The organism is Kitasatospora sp. NPDC001664 (assembly GCF_053596675.1).
Genome location: NZ_JBSFGS010000028.1, coordinates 14,286 through 36,924, shown reverse-complemented (window position 1 = coordinate 36,924; position 22,639 = coordinate 14,286). Strand labels below are relative to the sequence as shown.

Here is a 22,639-nt window from a genome sequence, read left to right as displayed (position 1 = left end):
GCGCCGCCCCGGCTCCCGGCGAATTTGACATAAGGAATGTCGTCCGATTTTTCAGCGACCGTGGACGGCGCACCCGTACACCGCGGTCCAGACCAGCGCGGTGATCAGCAGCGGCCGGTCGCGGAGGATGACGTCCTCCGGGGCACCGGCGGTGCCGTGGTCGGCGAACACCCCGTACCGCAGGACGCCGATCAGGAACGGGGCGATGGAGAGCTCCCGCCACGGCAGCACGGCCGGATGGGTCACCGCGGTGGCGGCCGGGTACCCAGTCGCCCAGAGGCAGTAGCTCAGCATGGTGGCGCCGGCCGCCAGCTGCCAGACGAAGCGCAGGTAACCGACCGAGTAGTCGGCCAGCAGCTCCCGGGTGGCACCGGCCCGGTCCGCCATCAGCTTGAGCTCGGAGTACCGCTTGGCCGACACCACGAACAGGGCGCCGAAGCTCGTCGTGATCAGGAACCACCCGGAGATCGGCACCCCGATCGCCAGTCCGCCGACCAGCGCCCGCACCAGGAACCCGGAGGAGACCACCACGAGGTCGACCACCAGGAGGTGCTTGAAGGTGGTGCAGTAGACGGCCTGGACCACCAGGTAGGCGGCGACCGCCGCCGTGGCCATGGCGTTCAGCGCCAGGTACGAGCCCACCAGTGCGGTGCACGCGAGCACGGCGGCGGCGGCGAACGCCAGCGCCACCGGAACGGTCCCGGCGGCGATCGGACGGCGGCACTTCGCCGGGTGCGCCCGGTCCGCCTCGACGTCGAGCGCGTCGTTCAGCAGATAGACCGCGCCCGCCGCCGCCGTGAACAGGACGAAGACCAGGAGGAGCCGGGACGGGTTCCCCGACGCGGTGAGCTGGCCGGCCGCGGCCGGCGCCGCCAGGACCAGGAGGTTCTTCGCCCACTGGCGCGGCCGCACGGTCCGGAGCAGTCCGACCGCCACGGAGGCCGCTGTCCGCCCGGCCGCCACGGGCTGAGCGCCTGCGGGGCGGGGCACCCTGGGCGACGGGTTGGGCACCAGGTCGCCGACGGCCACGGTCCGGTCAGCCACGGGTCACCCCCTCCGCGGTCCAGCGGCGGCCGAGTCCGCCGACGGCCGCCCCGAGCACCACCCCCGCCGTGACGTGCTCGCCGCACCAGGAGGGTCCGCGGGCCGCCCTCACCACCGGCTCCCCACCGGTCGCCACGAAGACCGTGTGGAGCGGACGGGTGTCGTATCCCCGCTCCACCGACTTGTCCGCCATCAGCACATTACCTTCCGACACACGATTCGTTGTCCAGAGCGTTCAGGAATTCAGGGAAAGCGCCGCGACCCGTCCTCCGGCGAGAGAATGGAGATCAGGAAAATATGATGAGTAGCGACTTTTCCAGTCGCTACGCCATTCGGTCGGAAGGCATTCTCGCTTCGCCTCGTCAGCAGTCAGCGACGCTAGCGTAGGAGCCATGTCACGCTCCCCAGGCACTACGCCGACTCCTTTGCATTCCCCACTCCTGGAGCAATCGGCCCCGCCACCACCCCCCCGGCCTCGCCAGTCCGAGGAGGCCCCGACCGCCTTGCTGTCCGGCTGGGGACGCACCGCGCCCTCACCCGCACGGGTGGTCATCCCGGGCCGCGTCGAGCAGATCCGGGCCGCCGTGTCGGCGGCAGGCCCCCGGGGGATCCTGGCCCGCGGTCTCGGCCGCGCCTACGGCGACGCCGCGCAGAACGCCGGCGGGTCGGTCCTCGACATGACCGCCTGCGCGGCGATCCGCTCCTTCGACGTACCGAACGGCCTCATCACCGCGGACGCCGGCCTGAGCCTCCATCAACTGATGCGCGCGGTACTGCCGTTCGGCTGGTTCCCGCCCGTCACGCCCGGGACCCGGATGGTCACGCTGGGCGGGGCGGTGGCCGCCGACGTGCACGGCAAGAACCACCACGTCAGCGGTGGGTTCACCAACCACGTCACCGAGTTCGACCTGGTCACCGCCGACGGCGCCCTCACCACCGTGCTCCCCGGGTCGGAGCTCTTCGCCGCCACCGCCGGCGGGATGGGCCTGACCGGCGTGATCACCTCGGTCACCCTCCGGCTGCTGCCCGTGCGGTCCTCCCTGATGACCGTCGACACCGAACGGGTCGGCCATCTGGACGTCCTGATGGACCGTCTGAAGTCCGGCGACCACCACTACCGCTACTCCGTGGCCTGGATCGACCTGCTGGCCAGGGGCTCGGCGATGGGGCGGGCGGTGATCACCCGCGGCGACCACGCACCGGCCGAGGCACTGCCACCGGCGGCCCGGCGTGACCCGCTGCTGTTCCGTCCGTCCTCCCTGCCCGGGGCCCCGCACCTGCCCGGCGGTCTGTTGCGCCCCAGCACGGTGCGGGCGTTCAACCAGCTCTGGTACCGCAAGGCCCCGCGCTTCCGCAGGGACGAGCTCCAGACCATCTCCACCTTCTTCCACCCCTTGGACGGCCTGCCCGACTGGAACCGCATCTACGGACCGGCCGGCTTCCTCCAGTACCAGTTCGTGGTGGCGGACGGCCAGGAGGAGACGCTGCGCAGGATCGTGGAGCGGATCAGCCGCGCGAGCTGCCCCACCTTCCTGGCCGTCCTCAAGCGCTTCGGTCCGGCCGGACCGGGGTGGCTGTCGTTCCCGGTGCCCGGCTGGACGCTCGCCCTCGACCTCCCCACCCGCACGCCCGGGCTGAACGCGCTGCTCGACGAGCTCGACAGCTGGGTGGCGGAGGCCGGAGGCCGGGTCTACCTGGCCAAGGACTCCCGCCTCAGGCCCGCGACCCTGCGGGCCATGTACCCCCGGCTGGACGACTTCCGGAGCCTGCGCCGTGCGCTCGACCCGAACGGCGTCTTCACCTCCGACCTCGCCCGTCGGCTGGCCCTGTGAACCGCCCGGCCGCCATCCGGACCCCTCTTCCCCGTCCCCGTACCCAGTCAGGCCACCAGCTCATGAAGAACGCCCTCGGCGACACCCAGTCCCTGCTCATCCTCGGCGGCTCCTCCGAGATCGCCCTCGCCACCGCCCGCCTTCTGGTCGGCCGCCGCACCGACCGGGTCTACCTGGCCGGACGCCCCTCCCCCGAGCTGACCGCCGCCGCCGCCGAGCTGGCGGACCGGGGGGCCATCGTCAGTGAGATCGCCTTCGACGCCACCGACTACGAGGACCACGAGAGCGCGCTCGGCAAGGTCTTCGCCGAGACCGACGTCGACGTGGTGCTGCTCGCCTTCGGCCTGCTCGGAGACCAACTCCGGGACGAGGAGGACCCGTTGGCCGCGACCCGGGTCGCCGAGGTCAACTACGTCGGAGCGGTCTCCGCCGGCCTGGTCTGCGCCCGGCAGCTGCGGCGGCAGGGCCACGGGACCCTGGTGGTGCTCTCCTCGGTGGCCGCGGAACGGGCCCGGCGCGCCAACTTCATCTACGGCTCCGCCAAGGCCGGGCTCGACGCCTTCGCCCAGGGCCTCGGCGACGCGCTGCACGGCTCGGGGGCCCGGGTGATGGTGGTCCGCCCCGGATTCGTCCGCACCCGGATGACGGCGGGCATGAAGCCGGCCCCGTTCGCCACCACCGCCGACGCCGTGGCCACCGCCACCGTGCAGGGGCTGCTGCACGGTGCCTCCACCGTCTGGGCCCCCTCCGTCCTGCGGGTCGTGATGTCGGTGCTGCGCCACCTGCCGCGGCCGCTCTTCCGGCGGCTCCCGGGCTGACCCGGACGGCAGCCGGGGCCGGCCTCCGCCGCACTCAGGGCGTCCGGCCCCGGCCCAGTACCTCGATCTCGTCGGTCAGCGCCCAGGAGCCGATGCCGTTCCCGGTGACCGTGGCCCGGACGTACCGGGCCGTCACCGGGACCGGCAGGTCCAGGCGGTAGTCCTGGGCCAGCGGCCGGTGCGGGACGGCCGGGCGCTCGACCCGTCCCACCGTGGTCCACGGCGCACCGTCGCCCGCGCTCACCGCGTACTCGACCGCGGTCGGCAGGAAGATCCCGGTGTCGCGCGCCTGGAGCCAGCCGGTCGACAGGGCGCCGACCGACCTGCCCGCCGGCGCGTCGGCCCCGAGGTCGACCGTCACCGACCACTGGGCCGGGTCGTCGTCGAGCAGGTCGGCACCGACCCAGGCCGGGTCGAAGGGGTCGAGCGGGCCGTGCAGCCCGTCGGTCAGGCGGGAGCCGTCGTCCGGGTGGTTGGCCTGGCCCCACCCCTCGATGACGTAGGGACGCCGCACGGCCAGGTCCGCGAGCTCCTCGCGCTCGGGGACCACCACCGACGACGCCCCGCTCGCCGTGGTGCCGCCGAAGGCGTCGAAGGCCTCCACCCGGTAGGAGTGGGTGGCCGAGGCCAGTTGACGGTCCGTGAACCCACGGGCCTTCGGCTCGCGGAGGATCTCCACCAGTTCCCCGTCGCGCCGGATCCGGTACCCGGCCACACCACCGGGTGCCTTGCTGGTCGCGGCGTCCCAGTACAGCCGCACCGTGCCGTGCCCGGCGGCGACGGAGCGCAGCCCGCCGCGGAACGCCGGCGGCGGAGACGCGGCCTCGCCCCGGGTCCAGGAGGCGTAGGCGAGGTAGGTCGAGTTGGCCGCCGGGTACGTGATCCTGGCCGGATCGGTCGGCAGCAGGTGGTTCGCCGCGAAGGTCAGGTAGCGGGAAGCCCTGCTCGCGCACAGGTTCTCGGCGAGGGTCCGGATCGGCAGGTCGTCGCCGTCGAAGGGGTCGTAGGTCTCGGCGTCGTTCCAGATCGCGACGGGCAGGTCGGCGAGCCCTTCGGAGGCCGCCGCGAACAGCCGGCCGATGTCGGCCGGCGAGCGCCCGGTGCCGCCGCCGTCCTGGATCGCGATCGCGTCGATCGCCGGGGCGGTCCGGGTCAGGACGCCGTGCCAGAGCGCGGTCCAGGTGCGCAGCCCCTCCTCGGTCAACTCGCCTCCGTAGAACGGGGCGATGAGGACGGGCAGCGGCGCGCCGGGGGCCGAGAGGGCCTTCACCGAGGTGGCCACCCCGCGCACGTACTCCTCGAAGGCGGCCAGGTACTCCGGGGTGGTCCAGAGCGGGGCCTGCACCTCCGGCCAGAGGTACCACCCGGCCAGCAGCCCCGGGTACCGGCTGCCGTAGAGGTTCCACAGGTCGGCCGCCACCCGCCGGGAGTTCTCGGCCTCGGTGACCAACCAGCCCGGGTCGGACGGCCGCTGACGCCACCACAGCTTCTCGTTCGCGGTCAGGCCGAGGTGGATGCGGACCGGATGCCGCCCCGGCTCCCGTCCGACCAGGTCCGCCGCCCGGAAGAGGTTGTCGAGTTCGACCGAGCCGTCGGGGGCGCTGACGGTCTTCCAGCCGAGGCTCGACCCGGGGTAGTAGACGAGCCGTGAGGTGCTGTCGGCCGCCCACTGCACGTAGACCTCGTTCATCCCCACGTCGTCCAGCGCGCGCAGCTGCGCCACCCAGTCCTCCGCGGTCCAGGAGGACGCGAGGCTCGGCACCACGTAGGTGCCGGTCGGCACGGGCGCCGGAGCCCCGTTCGGGCACCTGGGCCCTGAGGCTCCGGCCGCGTGCACCTGGGCGGACGGCACCAGCATCGCGAGGGCTGCGAGGAACGCGAGGACCGGTCGGTTGGGTTGGATCACCGGACCGACCCTAGCCGTGCGTCCACCGACGGACGCGCCGCCACACCGCCCCCGCACACCGTGCTCGACGCAGGGTCGGCAGCCGTCCTACTGCGGCGGGCCGACCCCGGCGGCCGGTGCACGACGCCCCGGCCGAGTGGAGGTCAACCGCTCTCGGTGACCGGGTCCGACCGTCGGCGCCGACGACGCCCGCGCAGCAGGAACACGCCCCCGGCCACGGCAACCGCAGCTGCCGCGCCGGCCATCATCGGGAGCCGGGACGGTGCGGCTCCGCCCCTTCCTCCGTCCTCCGGAGCCCAGGCGACCTGGCTGGAGGCGCAACCGGCAAGCGGCTGCCCCGGGTCCGTGCGCACGCAGGCGGTGGTCACGACCTTGTCGCCGCCGGTGGTCCGCTCCCCGACCTTGGTGGTCAGGGTGAGGGTGACCTCGCGCCGGGGAGGCAGTTCGGCGGTCCAGGTGACCTGGGTGGCGTCGATCCGGCCGCCCTCCCCCACCGAACCGGCCTGGAGCGTGGCCGGCAGCATCTGGTAGACCTCGGCCGCCGCGATCGGCCGGTCGCTCTCGTTGCGGACCCGCACCGTGTAGTCGAGGGTGCCGCCGGCCCGTGCCTGCCCGCCGCCCGCGTCGATCGACACCAGCACCGGTGCGGTCGCCGGTGCCGCCGCCGGCGGGGGTGCCGGCGTCTCGGCGGAGGCGGCCCCGCACCACACGGCCGCCGGTAGGGCGACGACGGCCAGGGACGCCGTCCGCCGCCGGTTGGAACTCACCAATTCCTCGACCTCCTGGAGCATGCGCCGCACGGAACGTGCTGACGGACCGTCAGTGACTCTGCCCGGGTGACAGGCGCTCCGGCCCGTCCGGCCGTTCGTGCCGCGCGCCGGTCATCCGTCCGGGTCACCGCCGTGCCGCCGCTCGGCCGTGCCCGGCCCTTCCGTCCTGCCACCGTCCTCACTCCCCCGCTCGGCGCGAGCGGCGCCGCACCACGGCGGTGCAGGCAAGCCCGAGCAGGAGCAGGAGCGTCGCGGCGGTGGTGGCGGCTGCGACCGCCGTTCCGGTGTCCGGCAGCGGCCCCGGCTTCGGCTTCGGCGTCGGTCCGGGCGGCAGCGGGGCCGGCACGGTCCGGAGCGGACCGCCGTCGGGCCCGTTGGTGCCCAGCTTGTTGCTGTTGTCGGCCGGGCGGGGGTCGAAGGTCTCCGAGCCGGTCGTGGCGATGTTGTCCACGTCCCGGCCGTTCCCGGCGTAGCGCGGGGAGAGCGTCACCAGGACGCGGTGGACGGCCTTCTCACCGGGCGCCAGCCGGGCCACCGGACCGCACCTGACGGTCCGTCCGTCCGCGCCGCACCCGTCGGGCGAGGACACGAACGCGAGCTCGGCGGGCAGCGGGTCGGTCACCCGGACGCCCATCGCGGTCGACGGGCCGTTGTTGGTGGTGGTGACGGTGTAGGTGAAGGTGTCGCCCGCGTCCACCCGGTCCTTGCCCACCGGGTAGGCGGCGGACTTGGTCAGCGCGAGGTCGGCCACGGGGGTGCCGACCCGGAGCGCGTAGACGTCCTCGTCGTTCTCGGCGAGTCCGTCCGCCGGATCGGTCACCCGGACCCGCTCCGTCAGGGTCCGCCCGGCCTGGGCCTCCGGGGAGACCCTTACCTCGAACTCCGTCTCCAGGACACCGACCGCCGGATCGCCGGCACCGTTCCGAGGCTTGGGCAGGAGCCCGGCGGGGAGCTTGCAGACGGCCCGCTTGGCACCGACCGCCGTGCAGTGGCCGGGCAGCGCCCGGGCGAAGGAGAGCTCCTCGGGCAGGGTGACCGTGAAGGTGGCCTCGCCGTGGTGGGTGGAGGGCCCGTTGTTGGTGATCCTCGCGATGAGCTTCACCGTCTCGCCGGGCACCACCGTCTCCTGCGAGAGGGTGACCCGCGCCGCCATGTCGCGCTTCGGCGGAGCGGGGCGCCCGTTGTCCGGCAGCGGGGCGTCGTCACCGTCGTTGGCGGAGTTGGGGTCGATGTTGTCGGCGTGCACCACGGCCCGGTTGACGACGTCGGTGCCGTCACCCCGGTAGGAGGCGTCCAGCCGTGCGGTGAGCACGTAGGTCATCTTCTGACCCACCTTCAGACGGCCGCGGGCCGGGCAGGTGACCGTCCGGGTGGTGGCCTCCACCGTGCAGCCGGCCGGCTGGGAGGAGACGTAGGTCAGAGCCGCGGGCAGCCGATCGGTCAGGACCACGTTGTACCCGTCCGACGAGGGCCCGTTGTTGGTGACGGTGATCGTGTAGTCCACGGTCTCACCGGGGACCACCGCGCTCCCGCCGGCCGACTTGTCGACCGCGAGGTCGGCCTCGCCCCGCCGGGGCTTCCCGCCGGGCAGCCCGGCCGCGGCCGAGGAGTTGTTCGCGAGCTCCGGGTCCGCCGTGCCGGCCGTCACCTTGGCGATGTTCCCGATGTCCGAGCCGTTCCCTTCGTAGTCCTGGTCCAGCCGCACGGTGAAGGTGAAGGTCCGCGTTCCGTTCACCGCCAGGGTCGGCAGGGTCGGGCACGTCACGTCCTGCCCGGCTGCGGTGCACCCGTCGGACGAGGAGACGAACGCGAGGGGTGCCGGCAGTGCGTCGGTCGTCCGTACGTCCATGGCCCGGGAAGGCCCGGCGTTGGTCACCGTGATCGCGTAGTCGAAGGTCTCACCGGGAGCCACGGGGGCGGACCCGACCGGCTTCTTGGTGACCGCGACGTCCGCCTTGGCCGGAGCCGGCGGGTTCGGCCCGGGACCGGGGCCCGGGAGGGTGCCGGTCGCGGCGTCGGAGGTGTTGTTGCTCGGATCCGGGTCGGGGCTGTCCGTCCCGACCTTCGCCTGGTTGCGCACGTCGCTGCCGTCACCGGAGTACGCCGGGTCCAACTGCACCTTGACGGTGTAGGTCTTCGACGCCCCCACCGCGAGCGTCGCCACCTTCGGGCACGTCACCTCCTGCCCGCTCGCCGTACAACCATCGCTCGCCGCAACGAACTTCAGCACCGCGGGCAGACTGTCCGTCACCACCAGGCCGGAGGCCTGCGACGGACCGTTGTTCGTGACCGTGATCGCGTAGTCGAAGGTCTCACCGGGGGCCACCAGGCCCGTGCCGACCGGCTTCTTGGTGATCGCGACGTCCGCCTTCACCGGCGCGGGCGGATTGGGGCCCGGACCGGGGAGGGTTCCGGTCGATCCGTCGGAGGTGTTGTTGGAGGTGTCCGGGTCGGGGCTGTCGGTCGCGGCCTTTGCCTGGTTGCGGACGTCGGTGCCGTCACCGGAGTAGGCCGGGTCGAGCTGCACCTTGAGGGTGTACGACTTCGACGCACCCACCGCGAGCACAGGCGCCTTCGGGCACGTCACCTCCTGCCCGCTCGCGGTGCAACCATCGCTCGCCGAAACGAACTTCAGTGCCGCGGGCAAACTGTCCGTCACCACCAGACCAGAGGCCTGAGACGGGCCGTTGTTCGTCACGGTGACCGTGTAGTCGAAGATCTCGCCGGGAGCCACGGGGGTAGCGGACGCGGGCTTCTTGGTGATCGCCACGTCCGCCTTCACCGGCGCCGGCGGATTCGGCCCCGGACCAGGACCCGGAAGACCACCCGTCGAGGCGTCGGAGGTGTTGTTGCTCAGGTCGGGGTCGGCAGTGTCCGTCGACACCTTCGCCTGGTTGCGGACGTCCTTCCCGTCAGCGGAGTAGGCCGGGTCGAGCTGCACGGCCACCGTGTACGTCCTGGACGCCTTGGCCGCGAGCTTCACCAGCTTCGGGCACGTGACCTGCTGCCCCGATGCCGTGCAACCATCGCTCGCCGAAACGAACTTCAGCATCGACGGCAGAGCATCCGACACCACCAGACCCGAGGCATCCGACGGACCGTCGTTCCGCACCGTGATCTCGTAGCCGAACGACTCACCCGGAGCGACCGAGGAGCTGCCGACCGGCTTCTTGGTGATCGCCACGTCCGCCTTCACCGGCGCCGGGGGGTTCGGGCCGGGGCCGGGACCGGGCAGACCACCCGTCGAGGCGTCGGAGGTGTTGTTGCTCTGGTCCGGGTCGGGGCTGTCCGTCCCGACCTTCGCCTGGTTGCGCACGTCCGTGCCGTCACCGGAGTAGGCCGGGTCGAGCTGCACCCTGACGGTGTACGTCTTCGAGGAACCGACCGCGAGCGTCGCCAGCCTCGGACAGGTGACGTCCTGACCGCTCACCGTACAACCATCGCTCGCCGAAACGAACTTCACCATCGACGGCAGGCTGTCGGTCATCACCAGCCCGGACGCCTGCGACGGACCGTTGTTCGTCACGGTGACCGTGTAGTCGAACGACTCACCCGCAGCCACCAACGCAGTCGCCGTGGCCTTCTTGGCGATCGCCACGTCCGCCTTCACCGGCGCCGGCGGATTCGGCCCCGGACCAGGACCCGGAAGACCACCCGTCGAGGCGTCGGAGGTGTTGTTGGAAGTGTCGGGATCGGGGCTGTCGGTCGCGACCTTCGCCTGGTTGCGCACGTCCGTGCCGTCACCGGAGTACGCCGGGTCGAGCTGCACCCTGACGGTGTACGACTTCGACGCACCCACCGCGAGCGTCGCCAGCTTCGGACACGTGACGTCCTGACCGCTCGCCGTACAACCATCGCTCGCCGAAACGAACTTCAGCATCGACGGCAGAGCGTCCGACACCACCACACCCGAGGCCTGCGACGGACCGTTGTTCGTCACGGTGATCGCGTAATCGAAGGTCTCACCGGGGGCCACCGGCGTGGCGCCCGCGGCCTTCTTGGTGATCGCCACGTCCGCCTTCACCGGCGCCGGCGGATTCGGCCCCGGACCAGGACCCGGCAGACCACCCGTCGAGGCGTCGGAGGTGTTGTTGCTCGAGTCCGGGTCAGGGCTGTCCGTCGCCGCCTTCGCCTGGTTCCGCACATCCTTCCCGTCACCGGCGTACGCCGGGTCGAGCTGCACCTTGACGGTGTACGTCTTCGAGGTACCGACCGCGAGCGTCGCCAGCTTCGGACACGTCACGTCCTGGCCGGAGAGCGAGCAACCGTCGCTGGTCGAAACGAACTTCAGCATCGACGGCAGAGCATCCGACACCACCACACCCGATGCCAGAGACGGACCGTTGTTCGTCACGGTGATCGCGTAGTCGAAGGTCTCACCCGGGGCCACCAACGTGTTACTCGTGGCCTTCTTGGTGATCGCCACGTCCGCCTTCACCGGCGCCGGCGGATTCGGACCCGGACCAGGACCCGGCAGACCACCCGTCGACGCATCCGACGTGTTGTTGGACGTGTCCGGATCCGCGCTGTCCGACGCCACCTTCGCCTGGTTCCGCACATCCTTGCCATCACCCGCATACGCCGGGTCCAACTGCACCTTGACGGTGAACGTCCTGGACGCCTTCGCCGCCAACGTCGCCACCTTCGGACACGTGACATCCTGACCGCTCGCCGTACAACCATCGCTCGCCGAAACGAACTTCAGCACCGCAGGCAGGGCATCCGACACCACCACACCCGCGGCATCCGACGGACCGTTGTTCGTCACGGTGACCGCGTAGTCGAAGGTCTCACCGGGGGCCACCTGCGCGGACCCGACCGGCCTCTTGGTGATCGCGACGTCCGCCTTCACCGGGGCGGGCGGGTTCGGGCCCGGACCGGGAAGGGTTCCGGTGGCCCCGTCAGAGGTGTTGTTGCTCGGGTCCGGGTCGGGGCTCTCCGTCGCGACCTTCGCCTGGTTGCGCACGTCGGTGCCGTCACCGGAGTAGGCCGGGTCGAGCTGCACCTTGACGGTGTAGGTCTTCGACGCACCCACCGCGAGCGTCGCCAGCTTCGGACACGTCACGTCCTGGCCGGAGGCCGTACAACCATCGCTCGCCGAAACGAACTTCAGCACTGCGGGAAGGCTGTCCGTCACCACCAGGCCGGAGGCCTGCGAGGGACCGTTGTTCGTGACGGTCACCGTGTAGTCGAACGTCTCACCGGGGGCCACAGGCGTAGCCGCCGCGGGCTTCTTGGTAATCGCGGCATCCGCCTTCACCGGCGCCGGCGGATTCGGACCCGGACCAGGACCCGGCAGACCACCCGTCGAAGCGTCGGAGGTGTTGTTGCTCGAGTCCGGGTCGGGGCTCTCCGTCGCCACCTTCGCCTGGTTCCGCACATCCTTGCCATCACCCGCGTACGCCGGGTCCAACTGCACCTTCACCGTGAAGGTCTTCGAGGAACCGACTGCGAGCGTCGCCAGCTTCGGACACGTCACCTGCTGCCCGGTGGCCGTACAACCATCGCTCGCCGAAACGAACTTCAGCATCGACGGCAACGCATCCGACACCACCACACCCGAGGCCTGCGACGGACCGTTGTTCGTCACCGTGATCGCGTAATCGAAGGATTCACCCGGGGCCACCAACGTGGTGCCCGCGGCCTTCTTGGTGATCGCCACATCCGCCTTCACCGGCGCCGGCGGGTAAGGCCCTGGGTCCGGACCGGGAAGGGTTCCAGTGGCCCCGTCGGAGGTGTTGTTGGAAGTGTCCGGGTCGGCGCTGTCCGTCGTGACCTTCGCCTGGTTGCGCACGTCGCTGCCGTCACCGGAGTACGCCGGGTCCAACTGCACCTTCACCGTGTACGTCTTGGAGACCTTTGCAGCGAGAGTCTCCAGTTTCGGGCACGTCACCTGCTGACCCGAGGACGTACAACCATCGCTCGCCGAAACGAACTTGAGGGCAGCGGGCAGGGCGTCCGTCACCACCAGGCCGGAGGCCTGGGACGGACCGTTGTTCGTCACCGTGATCGCGTAATCGAACGTCTCGCCAGGAGCGACCGGGGCGTTCGAAGCGGGCTTCTTGGCGATCGCGACATCCGCCTTCACCGGCGCCGGCGGATTCGGACCCGGACCAGGACCCGGCAGACCACCCGTCGACGCATCCGACGTGTTGTTCGACAGATCCGGATCCGCACTGTCCGACGCCACCGACGCCTGGTTCCGCACATCCTTCCCGTCACCGGAGTACGCCGGATCCAACTGCACCCTGATGGTGAACGTCCTGGACGCCTTCGCCGCCAACGTCGGCACCTTCGGGCACGTCACCTGCTGACCGCTCGCCGTACAACCATCGCTCGCCGAAACGAACTTCACCATCGACGGCAGAGCATCCGACACCACCACACCCGCGGCATCCGACGGACCGTTGTTCGTCACGGTGACCGCGTAGTCGAAGGTCTCACCGGGGGCCACCTGCGCGGACCCGACCGGCCTCTTGGTGATCGCGACGTCCGCCTTCACAGGGGCGGGCGGGTTCGGGCCCGGACCGGGAAGGGTTCCGGTGGCCCCGTCAGAGGTGTTGTTGGAAGTGTCCGGGTCGGGGCTCTCCGTCGCGACCTTCGCCTGGTTCCGCACGTCGGTGCCGTCGCCGGAGTACGCCGGGTCCAACTGCACCTTGACCGTGTACGACTTCGACGCACCCACCGCCAGCGTCGCCAGCTTCGGACACGTCACGTCCTGGCCGGAGGCCGAGCAACCGTCACTCGCCGAAACGAACTTCAACGCTGCGGGCAGACTGTCCGTCACCACCAGCCCGGAGGCCTGCGAGGGGCCCTTGTTCGTCACCGTGATCGTGTAGTCGAACGTCTCGCCGGGGGCCACGGGGCTAGCGGACGCGGGCTTCTTGGTAATCGCGACATCGGCCTTCACCGGCGCCGGCGGATTCGGACCCGGACCAGGACCGGGCAGACCACCCGTCGACGCATCCGACGTGTTGTTGGAGGGATCCGGGTCGGGGCTCTCCGTCGCGACCTTCGCCTGGTTCCGCACATCGCTGCCGTCACCGGAGTACACCGGGTCCAACTGCACCTTGACGGTGTACGACTTCGACGCACCCACCGCCAACGTGTCCGCCTTCGGACAGGTGACCTGCTGGCCCGAGGCCGTACAACCATCGCTCGCCGAAACAAACTTCACCATCAGCGGCAGAGCGTCCGTCACCGTCAGCCCGGAAGCCTGCGACGGACCGTTGTTCGTCACCGTGACCGTGTAGTCGAACGACTCACCCGGGGCCACCAACGTGGTGCCCGCGGCCTTCTTGGTGATCGCCACATCCGCCTTCACCGGCGCCGGCGGATTCGGCCCCGGACCGGGAAGGGTTCCAGTGGCCCCGTCAGAGGTGTTGTTGGAAGTGTCCGGGTCGGGGCTCTCCGTCGCGACCTTCGCCCGGTTGCGCACATCGCTGCCGTCACCGGAGTACGCCGGGTCCAACTGCACCTTGACGGTGTACGACTTCGACGCACCCACCGCCAGCGTCGCCAGCTTCGGACACGTCACCTCCTGCCCGCTCGCGGTACAACCATCGCTCGCCGAAACGAACTTCAGCACCGCGGGCAGGCTGTCCGTCACCACCAGACCAGAGGCCTGCGACGGACCGTTGTTCGTCACCGTGACTGTGTAGTCGAACGTCTCACCGGGGGCCACGGGCGCAGCTGACGCGGGCTTCTTGGTGATCGCCACGTCGGCCTTCACCGGCGCCGGCGGATTCGGACCCGGACCAGGACCCGGAAGACCACCCGTCGACGCATCCGACGTGTTGTTCGACAGATCCGGATCCGCGCTGTCCGACGCCACCTTCGCCTGGTTCCGCACATCCTTCCCGTCACCGGAGTACGCCGGGTCCAACTGCACCGTCACCGTGTACGTCTTGGAAGTCTTGGCCGCCAAGGTCGCGACCTTCGGACACATGACCTGCTGCCCGGAAGCCGTACAACCATCGCTCGCCGAAACGAACTTCAGCATCGACGGCAGAGCATCCGACACCACCACACCCAACGCGTCCGACGGACCATCGTTCGTCACCGTCACCGCGTAGTCGAACGACTCACCTGGAGCCACCAACGCAGTCGCCGTGGCCTTCTTGGTGATCGCCACGTCCGCCTTCACCGGCGCCGGCGGGTACGGCCCGGGGTCCGGACCAGGGAGAGTGCCGGTCGAACCGTCGGACGTGTTGTTGCTCAGGTCCGGATCCGCACTGTCCGTCGCGACCTTCGCCTGGTTGCGGACGTCGGTGCCGTCGCCGGAGTAGGCCGGGTCGAGCTGCACCTTGAGTGTGTAGGACTTCGACGCCTTCGCCGCCAACGCCGCCACCTTCGGACACGTCACCTCCTGCCCGCTCGCGGTACAACCATCGCTCGCCGAAACGAACTTCAGCACCGCAGGCAGGCTGTCCGTCACCACCAGGCCGGAAGCCTGCGACGGACCGTTGTTCGTGACGGTCACCATGTAGTCGAACGTCTCGCCGGGGGCCACGGGCGCAGCTGACGCGGGCTTCTTGGTAATCGCGACATCGGCCTTCACCGGCGCCGGGGGGTTCGGGCCGGGGCCCGGACCGGGCAGACCACCCGTCGACGCATCCGACGTGTTGTTGGAGGGATCCGGGTCGGGGCTCTCCGTCGCGACCTTCGCCTGGTTCCGCACATCGCTGCCGTCACCGGAGTACGCCGGGTCCAACTGCACCTTGATGGTGTACGACTTCGACGTGCTCACAGCGAGCGTCGCCAGCTTCGGACAGGTGACGTCTTGACCGCTCGCCGTGCAACCATCACTCGCCGAAACGAACTTCAGCATAGACGGCAACGCATCCGACACCACCAGCCCGGACGCCTGCGACGGGCCGTTGTTCGTCACCGTGACCGTGTAGTCGAACGTCTCACCGGGGGCCACGGGCGTAGCCGCCGCGGGCTTCTTGCTGATCGCGACATCCGCCTTCACCGGCGCCGGCGGATTCGGACCCGGACCAGGACCCGGAAGACCACCCGTCGAAGCGTCGGAGGTGTTGTTGCTCGAGTCCGGGTCAGGGCTGTCCGTCGCCACCTTCGCCTGGTTCCGCACATCCTTGCCATCACCCGCGTACGCCGGGTCCAACTGCACCTTGACGTTGTACGTCTTCGAGGCACCGACCGCGAGCGTCGCCAGCTTCGGACAGGTGACGTCCTGACCGCTCGCCGTACAACCATCGCTCGCCGAAACGAACTTCACCATCGACGGCAGAGCATCCGACACCACCACACCAGAAGCCTGCGACGGACCGTTGTTCGTCACCGTGATCGCGTAATCGAAGGATTCACCCGGGGCCACCAACGTGGTGCCCGCGGCCTTCTTGGTGATCGCCACATCCGCCTTCACCGGCGCTGGCGGATTCGGCCCCGGACCGGGAAGGGTTCCAGTGGCCCCGTCAGAGGTGTTGTTGGAAGTGTCCGGGTCGGGGCTCTCCGTCGCGACCTTCGCCCGGTTGCGCACGTCGCTGCCGTCACCGGAGTACGCCGGGTCCAACTGCACCTTGACGGTGTACGACTTCGACGCACCCACCGCCAGCGTCGCCTGCTTCGGACACGTCACCTCCTGCCCGCTCGCGGTACAACCATCGCTCGCCGAAACGAACTTCAGCACCGCAGGCAGGCTGTCCGTCACCACCAGACCAGAGGCCTGCGACGGACCGTTGTTCGTCACCGTGACCGTGTAGTCGAACGTCTCACCGGGGGCCACGGGCGCAGCTGACGCGGGCTTCTTGGTGATCGCCACGTCGGCCTTCACCGGCGCCGGCGGATTCGGACCCGGACCAGGACCCGGAAGACCACCCGTCGACGCATCAGACGTGTTGTTCGACAGATCCGGATCCGCGCTGTCCGACGCCACCTTCGCCTGGTTCCGCACATCCTTCCCGTCACCGGAATACACCGGGTCCAACTGCACCTTGACGGTGAAGGTCCTAGACGCCTTCGCCGCCAACGTCGCCACCTTCGGACACGTGACGTCCTGACCGCTCGCCGTACAACCATCGCTCGCCGAAACGAACTTGAGCACTGCGGGAAGGCTGTCGGTCACCACCAGCCCGGACGCCTGCGACGGACCGTTGTTCGTCACGGTCACCGTGTAGTCGAAGGACTCACCCGCCGACACCAGCGTGGTACTCGTGGCCTTCTTGGTGATCGCCACATCCGCCTTCACCGGCGCCGGCGGATTCGGACCCGGACCAGGACCCGGCAGACCACCCGTCGACGCATCCGACGTGTTGTTGGACGTGTCCGGATCCGCGCTGTCCGACGCCACCTTCGCCTGGTTCCGCACATCCTTGCCATCACCCGCGTACGCCGGGTCCAACTGCACCTTCACCGTGTACGTCTTCGAGGAACCCACGGCGAGCGTCGCCAGCTTCGGACACGTCACGTCCTGGCCGGAGGCCGAGCAACCGTCGCTCGCCGAGACGAACTTGAGCACTGCGGGAAGGCTGTCGGTCACCACCAGGCCGGAAGCCTGCGACGGCCCGTTGTTCGTCACGGTCACCGTGTAGTCGAAGGACTCACCCGCCGACACCAGCGCGGTGCTCGTGGCCTTCTTGGTGATCGCCACATCGGCCTTCACCGGCGCCGGCGGATTCGGCCCCGGACCAGGACCCGGCAGACCACCCGTCGAAGCGTCGGAGGTGTTGTTGCTCGAGTCCGGGTCGGGGCTCTCCGTCGCCACCTTCGCCTGGTTCCGCACATCCTTGCCATCACCCGCATACGCGGGGTCCAACTGCACCTTGATGGTGAACGTCCTGGAGGACTTTGCCGCCAACGTCGCGACCTTCGGACACGTGACATCCTGACCGCTCGCCGTACAACCATCGCTCGCCGAAACGAACTTCACCATCGACGGCAGAGCATCGGTGACCACCAGTCCGGCAGCATCCGACGGACCGTTGTTCGTCACGGTGACCGTGTAGTCGAACGACTCACCCGGGGCCACCAACGTGGTGCTCGTGGCCTTCTTGGTGATCGCCACATCCGCCTTCACCGGCGCCGGCGGATTCGGACCCGGACCAGGACCCGGCAGACCACCCGTCGACGCATCCGACGTGTTGTTGGACGTGTCCGGATCCGCGCTGTCCGTCACCACCTTCGCCTGGTTCCGCACATCCTTCCCGTCACCCGCGTACGCCGGGTCCAACTGCACCGTCACCGTGTACGTCTTCGACGCCTTCGCCGCCAACGTCGCGACCTTCGGGCATGTCACCTGCTGACCACTCGCCGTACAACCATCGCTCGCCGAAACGAACTTCACCATCGACGGCAGAGCATCCGACACCACCACACCCGTGGCATCCGACGGACCGTTGTTCGTCACGGTCACCGTGTAGTCGAACGACTCACCCGCCGACACGAGAGTGGCGGACGCGGGCTTCTTGGTGATCGCGACATCCGCCTTCACCGGCGCCGGCGGATTCGGACCCGGACCAGGACCCGGCAGACCACCCGTCGACGCATCCGACGTGTTGTTCGACAGATCCGGATCCGCGCTGTCCGTCACCACCTTCGCCTGGTTCCGCACATCCTTCCCGTCACCCGCGTACGCCGGGTCCAACTGCACCGTCACCGTGTACGTCTTCGACGCCTTCGCCGCCAACGTCGCGACCTTCGGGCACGTCACCTGCTGACCACTCGCCGTACAACCATCGCTCGCCGAAACGAACTTCAGCACCGCAGGCAGGGCATCCGACACCACCAGACCCGCAGCATCCGACGGACCGTTGTTCGTCACCGTGACCGTGTAGTCGAACGACTCACCCGCAGCCACCAACGCAGTCGCCGTGGCCTTCTTCGTGATCGCCACATCCGCCTTCACCCGCGCCGGCGGGTACGGCCCGGGGTCCGGACCGGGAAGCGTCCCGGTCGAACCGTCGGACGTGTTGTTGCTCAGGTCCGGATCCGCACTGTCCGTCGCGACCTTCGCCTGGTTCCGCACGTCACTGCCGTCACCCGTGTAGGCCGGGTCCAACTGCACCTTGATGGTGAACGTCCTGGACGCCTTCGCCGCGAGCGTGGCCACCTTCGGGCACGTCACCTGCTGACCACTCGCCGTACAACCGTCGCTCGCCGAAACGAACTTCAGCACTGCGGGCAGGGCATCCGACACCACCAGACCCGCAGCATCCGACGGACCGTTGTTCGTCACCGTGACCGTGTAGTCGAACGACTCACCCGGCGCGACCGCCCCGGCGCCGACCGGCTTCTTCACGATCGCGACGTCAGCCTTCACCGGCGCCGGCGGATTCGGACCCGGCCCCGGTCCGGGCAGACCACCCGTCGAGGCGTCCGACGTGTTGTTGGACTGGTCCGGGTCGGCTGTGGCCGACTTGACCACGGCCTGGTTCCGCACGTCCTTGCCGTCCCCCGCGTACGCCGGGTCCAGCTGCACCGTGACCTTGACCGTCCCCTTCGCTCCCGGGTTCAGCGTCGCGATCGCCGGGCAGGTCACCACCTGCCCCGAGGCGGTGCAGCCCGAGTCCGCCGACACGAACTTCAACGCGGCCGGGAGGGTGTCCGTGACGACGACGTCGGTCGCCTGGGACGGGCCGGCGTTGGTCACCACGATGTCGTAGACGAAGGTCCCGCCGGGCGGGACGAGCGCGCTGCCCGCGGCCTTCTTCGTGATCGAGACGTCGGCCGATCCGGTCGCCGCCGTCGTCACGGTGAAGGCGGCCGAGTTGTTGGTCGCCACCGGGTCCTCGGCGTTCGCGACCGCTGCGGTGCCACCGGACAGCACGGTGCCGAGCGGCGCGTCCGGATCGACCACCACCGAGACCGCGAAGGAGGCCGTGGCCCCGTTCTTGAGCCCGGCCGCGATCGTGCACGTCACGGACCTCCGGTCTGCGGCCACCGTGCACCCGGCGGGCTGCGTCGCGGCGGCCGTCGTGCGGGCGGGCAGGGTGAACGTCACCGTCGAGGCCGTCGTGGTGTCCGACGGACCGCCGTTGGTGACCGTTCCGGTCACGGTGCCCGCCGTGCCGGGGGTCACCGGGGCGGACGGCGAGGTCGCCGCGATCGCCAGGTCGTTCGAGCCCTTGGCGGCCGTCGTGAGCGGGACGGCCGCCGTGTTGTTGGCGGTGTTCGGGTCGTCGGTGAGGGCGACCACCGCCGAGCCACCGGTGAGGGCGGTCGCGAGCGGGGCACCGGAGTCGACGACCAGGGGGACCGCGAAGACGGCCTTGGCGTCCTTCGCCAGACCCGTGGCCACGGTGCAGCTGACCGACCTGCCGTCAGCAGCCGCCGTGCAGCCGGCCGGGAGCGGGGCGCCGAGCGTCGTGCGCTGCGGCAGGGTGAAGGTCACCGTCGCCGCGGACCCGGTGGTCGACGGGCCGTTGTTGGTGACCGTCAGCGTCGCCGTGGTGGCGCCGCCGGGCACGACCGGGTTCGGGGAGGTCGCCGCGGTCATCACCAGGTCACTGGAGCGCGCGGTGACCCGGGCGCTCGGGCAGGTCGACGGGGTCGAGGCGTCGGTGCACAGCACCGTGCCGTTGGTGGTGTCCGAGGTCACCGCCGTCACGGCGTTGAGGAAGTCGCCCTCCTGGGCGGCCCTCGCCGTGATCTTCAGGGTCGCCGTGGCGTCCTTGGCCAGTGCGCCGACCGTCCACTTGCCGGTGGTGCGGTCGTACTTGCCCGCCGAGTCGTCCGACACCCAGGTGAGCCCGGTCGGCAGCTGGTCGGTGAGCACGACGTTGGCCGCCGCGTTCGGGCCGTCGTTCTTCACCGTGACGGTGAACACCACCTGACCACCGATCAGCACCGCCGTCCGGTCCACGGTCTTGGTCACCGTCAGGTTCGCCGGCGGCGCGATCAAGAGCGGCGCCACCTTGGACAGGGTGGTGATGCCGTCGCCGGAGAAGTCGTTGGTGGCGGTCCCCAGGGTCGCCGTGGTCTTCACCTTCGCCTGGAAGGTGAAGGTGTACGACGCTCCGGCGGCCAGCGTGGTGAAGGTTCCCCACCCCACCTGGGAACCGTTCACCACAGGCTCGTTGAGGTCCGTCCCCGAGGTCGAACCAGCGACGTAGTCCAGCCGGGCGTCCAGGGTGTCGGTGAAGCCGAAGGTGGTCACCGGGTAGGTGTTCGGGTTGGTGAACTTCACCGTGTAGGTGACGGTGTCCCCGGGCTTCACCTTGCCCGGTGAGACCGTCTTCTCCGCGGTCATCGCCTTGACGTCCGCCGGACGGAAGTAGGTGACGAAGCTGAAGGTCTTCGACTCGCCCGGCGCCAGCGAGTACGGCCAGGAGAGGCCCATCGCGCTGTCCAGGTTCTCCGTGCACCGGCAGGTGTTCTGCATGGGCTTGCCACCCGACGCCTGGTCACGGACGTTGGTCGGGGTCCCCTCGGCGTACGTGCTGCCGGCGGTGAGCGGCACGAGCATCATCGCCTGGCCGGTGCCGTCCGAGTTCTTCACGCACGCGATGCCGTTGCCCATCCCCGGAGCCGCCGGGAGCACCGCCCCGTAGCTCTGGTCGACTCCGGCCAGCAGGCAGTCACCGCCCCGGTAGTACGTTCCCGTCCGCGCGGTGGTGCCGGTGTTCACGACCGTGACGTCGACCCGGAAACCGTTCTGGCCGTTGACGTAGGAGTCCTCCTGGGACAGCCGCATCCCGCTCCCGGCCGAGTACACGGTCGTCATGCTGTACGGATCGGACGCGCTTCCGGTGCCGGTGGTGGGCGTCTGGCTGACGCCGGTCAGCGAGCTGGCTCCGTTGAACCAGCCCCCCGAGACCAGGGAGGTCCCGATGCTCAGGGCCGAGCTGCAGCTGGGCCCGCTCCCGCCGGACCAGAACTGGGAGGTGCCGTTGTAGTCGGCCTGGCAGCGGCCCGCCAGGGCGTTGGAGATCCTCGTCACCGGCTTGCCCTTGTCGATCAGGCCGGTGCTGACCACCGTGACCGAGATGCTGTTGGTGACGGGCGTCTGACCCGACGTCAGCGTCTGGGACGCCTTGTAGACCACCGGGGTGGCGCTGGTGCTCTGGCCGTTGGCGACGATCGTCCACCGACCGTCGGCCCCGACCGTCGCCGTGCCGATGGCACTGGTCGACGTACCGCGGGTCAGGGTCACGGTCGCGCCCGGGGCACCGGTGCCGGTGAACTCGGTGTCGGTGCCGATGGTGTCGCCGTCCCCCGGCGAGGTGATCTGCACGGCCGGGATCGCCCATTCGACCACCACCGCACCGGCCGTCTTCGGATCGCCGTACTTGTCACCGTCGTAGAACGGGTCGTCCGTCCCGGCCGGGGTCTTCCCCGACCCTGCCGTGGTGGTGCCGTCCGGGACCTTCGTGGTGTCCACGAAGCCGCTGCCGCCGCCACCGCCGCCACCGGCCTGGGTCACGATCGCACCGTCGCCGCCCGCGCCACCGGCGTAGCCGGCGCCCCCGCCGCCGCCGGCACTGCTGGTGCCGACGCTCCCGTCCGTACCACCCGCACCGCCGGCCCCGAGCGGCGCGGCCCCGCCCGCCTTGCCGGCGCGGGTACCGGCGTTGCCCGCCGCGCCGCCGACCGCACCGGCCGCACCGGCACCGCCCTTGACACCGCCGGCACCGTCGCCGCCGGTCGCGCCGTTGGCGCCACCACCGGCCCCGCCGTCGCCCGCCACGAACCCGGTGACCCCCCGGCCACCGCCACCACCGCCACCGGCGACCAGCAGCAGCGCGCCGGACGCGTCCTTCACCCAGGCCGCACCACCGCCGCCGCCCGCGTTGGACACCCCGCCGCCCCCGGCGGGCACGTTGATCGAGTAGGACGCCGCCAGCGGCGCCGAGACGCTCCCCAGCGTGTAGCCACCGCCGCCACCCCACCCCGAGGTGGCACCGGTGCCGTTGCCACCGCCGCCGCCCCACAGGTGGAAGCGGACAGCGGTCGCCACGGCCGGCGGCGTGAAGGTCTGGAGCGAACCGGTGCTGCGGAAGACCTGGCACTGGTTGTAGCCCGAGGTCTTCGCCGCACAGGCACCGGCCGCCGCCCGGGTCTCCGCCGGAGCGCGGTGCACCGGCGCGACCGCCGCGGACGAGAACGGCGAGGCGAAGGTGGCCAGCACACAGGCCAGAACCATCGCGATCAGGCGCTTCACTCTGCCGACCATCGAGTTCCCGTTTCTGTCCAAATCAAGGCATACGGTGGTTTTTGTATATGAATGCCTGATCGGATCAGAGGGCTCGTCGGCGCGCCGCAGCACTCCGCTGACCAGCAGGAATGCACTCGTTCAGCGCACCGGCCCGG

Annotated in this window: 7 protein-coding genes; 2 read left to right on the top strand and 5 right to left on the bottom strand. The window is 70.3% G+C overall.

The features are described 5' to 3' along the window. Positions 1 to 51 precede the first annotated feature (51 nt). Positions 52 to 1,044 (bottom strand): decaprenyl-phosphate phosphoribosyltransferase, encoded by a 993-nt coding sequence (locus ACWCYY_RS31695; RefSeq protein WP_345290711.1) that lies wholly within the window; start codon positions 1,042 to 1,044, stop codon positions 52 to 54. Beyond that, entirely contained in the window at positions 1,037 to 1,237 is a 201-nt protein-coding gene (locus ACWCYY_RS31690) for a hypothetical protein (protein WP_449797984.1), read from the bottom strand. Before ACWCYY_RS31690 ends, ACWCYY_RS31695 begins: the two co-directional genes overlap by 8 nt. Positions 1,238 to 1,547: 310 nt before the next feature. On the opposite strand from ACWCYY_RS31690, the gene ACWCYY_RS31685 reads away from it, so the two are divergent. Further along, positions 1,548 to 2,876 (top strand): FAD-binding protein, encoded by a 1,329-nt coding sequence (locus tag ACWCYY_RS31685; protein ID WP_449797983.1) that lies wholly within the window; start codon positions 1,548 to 1,550, stop codon positions 2,874 to 2,876. 62 nt (positions 2,877 to 2,938) lie between these two features. After that, positions 2,939 to 3,694, top strand: a complete 756-nt coding sequence (locus tag ACWCYY_RS31680; RefSeq protein WP_345290708.1) for a decaprenylphospho-beta-D-erythro-pentofuranosid-2-ulose 2-reductase — start codon at positions 2,939 to 2,941, stop codon at positions 3,692 to 3,694. Positions 3,695 to 3,728: 34 nt separating this feature from the next. On the opposite strand, the gene ACWCYY_RS31675 is transcribed toward ACWCYY_RS31680, so the two are convergent. From ACWCYY_RS31675 to ACWCYY_RS31665, 3 genes are all read right to left on the bottom strand, one after another. After that, positions 3,729 to 5,600 carry a DUF4434 domain-containing protein gene (locus ACWCYY_RS31675; protein WP_449797982.1) on the bottom strand — a complete coding sequence of 624 codons (1,872 nt, stop codon included), beginning with the start codon at positions 5,598 to 5,600 and terminating at the stop codon, positions 3,729 to 3,731. 143 nt (positions 5,601 to 5,743) lie between these two features. Then, a complete protein-coding gene (locus tag ACWCYY_RS31670; protein ID WP_449797981.1) occupies positions 5,744 to 6,391 on the bottom strand; it encodes a hypothetical protein in 648 nt (215 codons plus the stop codon). Between the two features lie 157 nt (positions 6,392 to 6,548). Next, on the bottom strand, positions 6,549 to 22,490 hold the full coding sequence (locus ACWCYY_RS31665) for an isopeptide-forming domain-containing fimbrial protein (RefSeq protein ID WP_449797980.1): 15,942 nt from the start codon (positions 22,488 to 22,490) through the stop codon (positions 6,549 to 6,551). Positions 22,491 to 22,639: the final 149 nt, after the last annotated feature.

What these genes read in the sequence shown, in the direction of transcription:
- ACWCYY_RS31690 (WP_449797984.1), bottom strand. Translation starts at nt 1,237, where the DNA reads ATGGCGGACAAGTCGGTGGAGCGGGGATACGACACCCGTCCGCTCCAC.
- ACWCYY_RS31680 (WP_345290708.1), top strand. Translation starts at nt 2,939, where the DNA reads ATGAAGAACGCCCTCGGCGACACCCAGTCCCTGCTCATCCTCGGCGGC.
- ACWCYY_RS31670 (WP_449797981.1), bottom strand. Translation starts at nt 6,391, where the DNA reads ATGCTCCAGGAGGTCGAGGAATTGGTGAGTTCCAACCGGCGGCGGACG.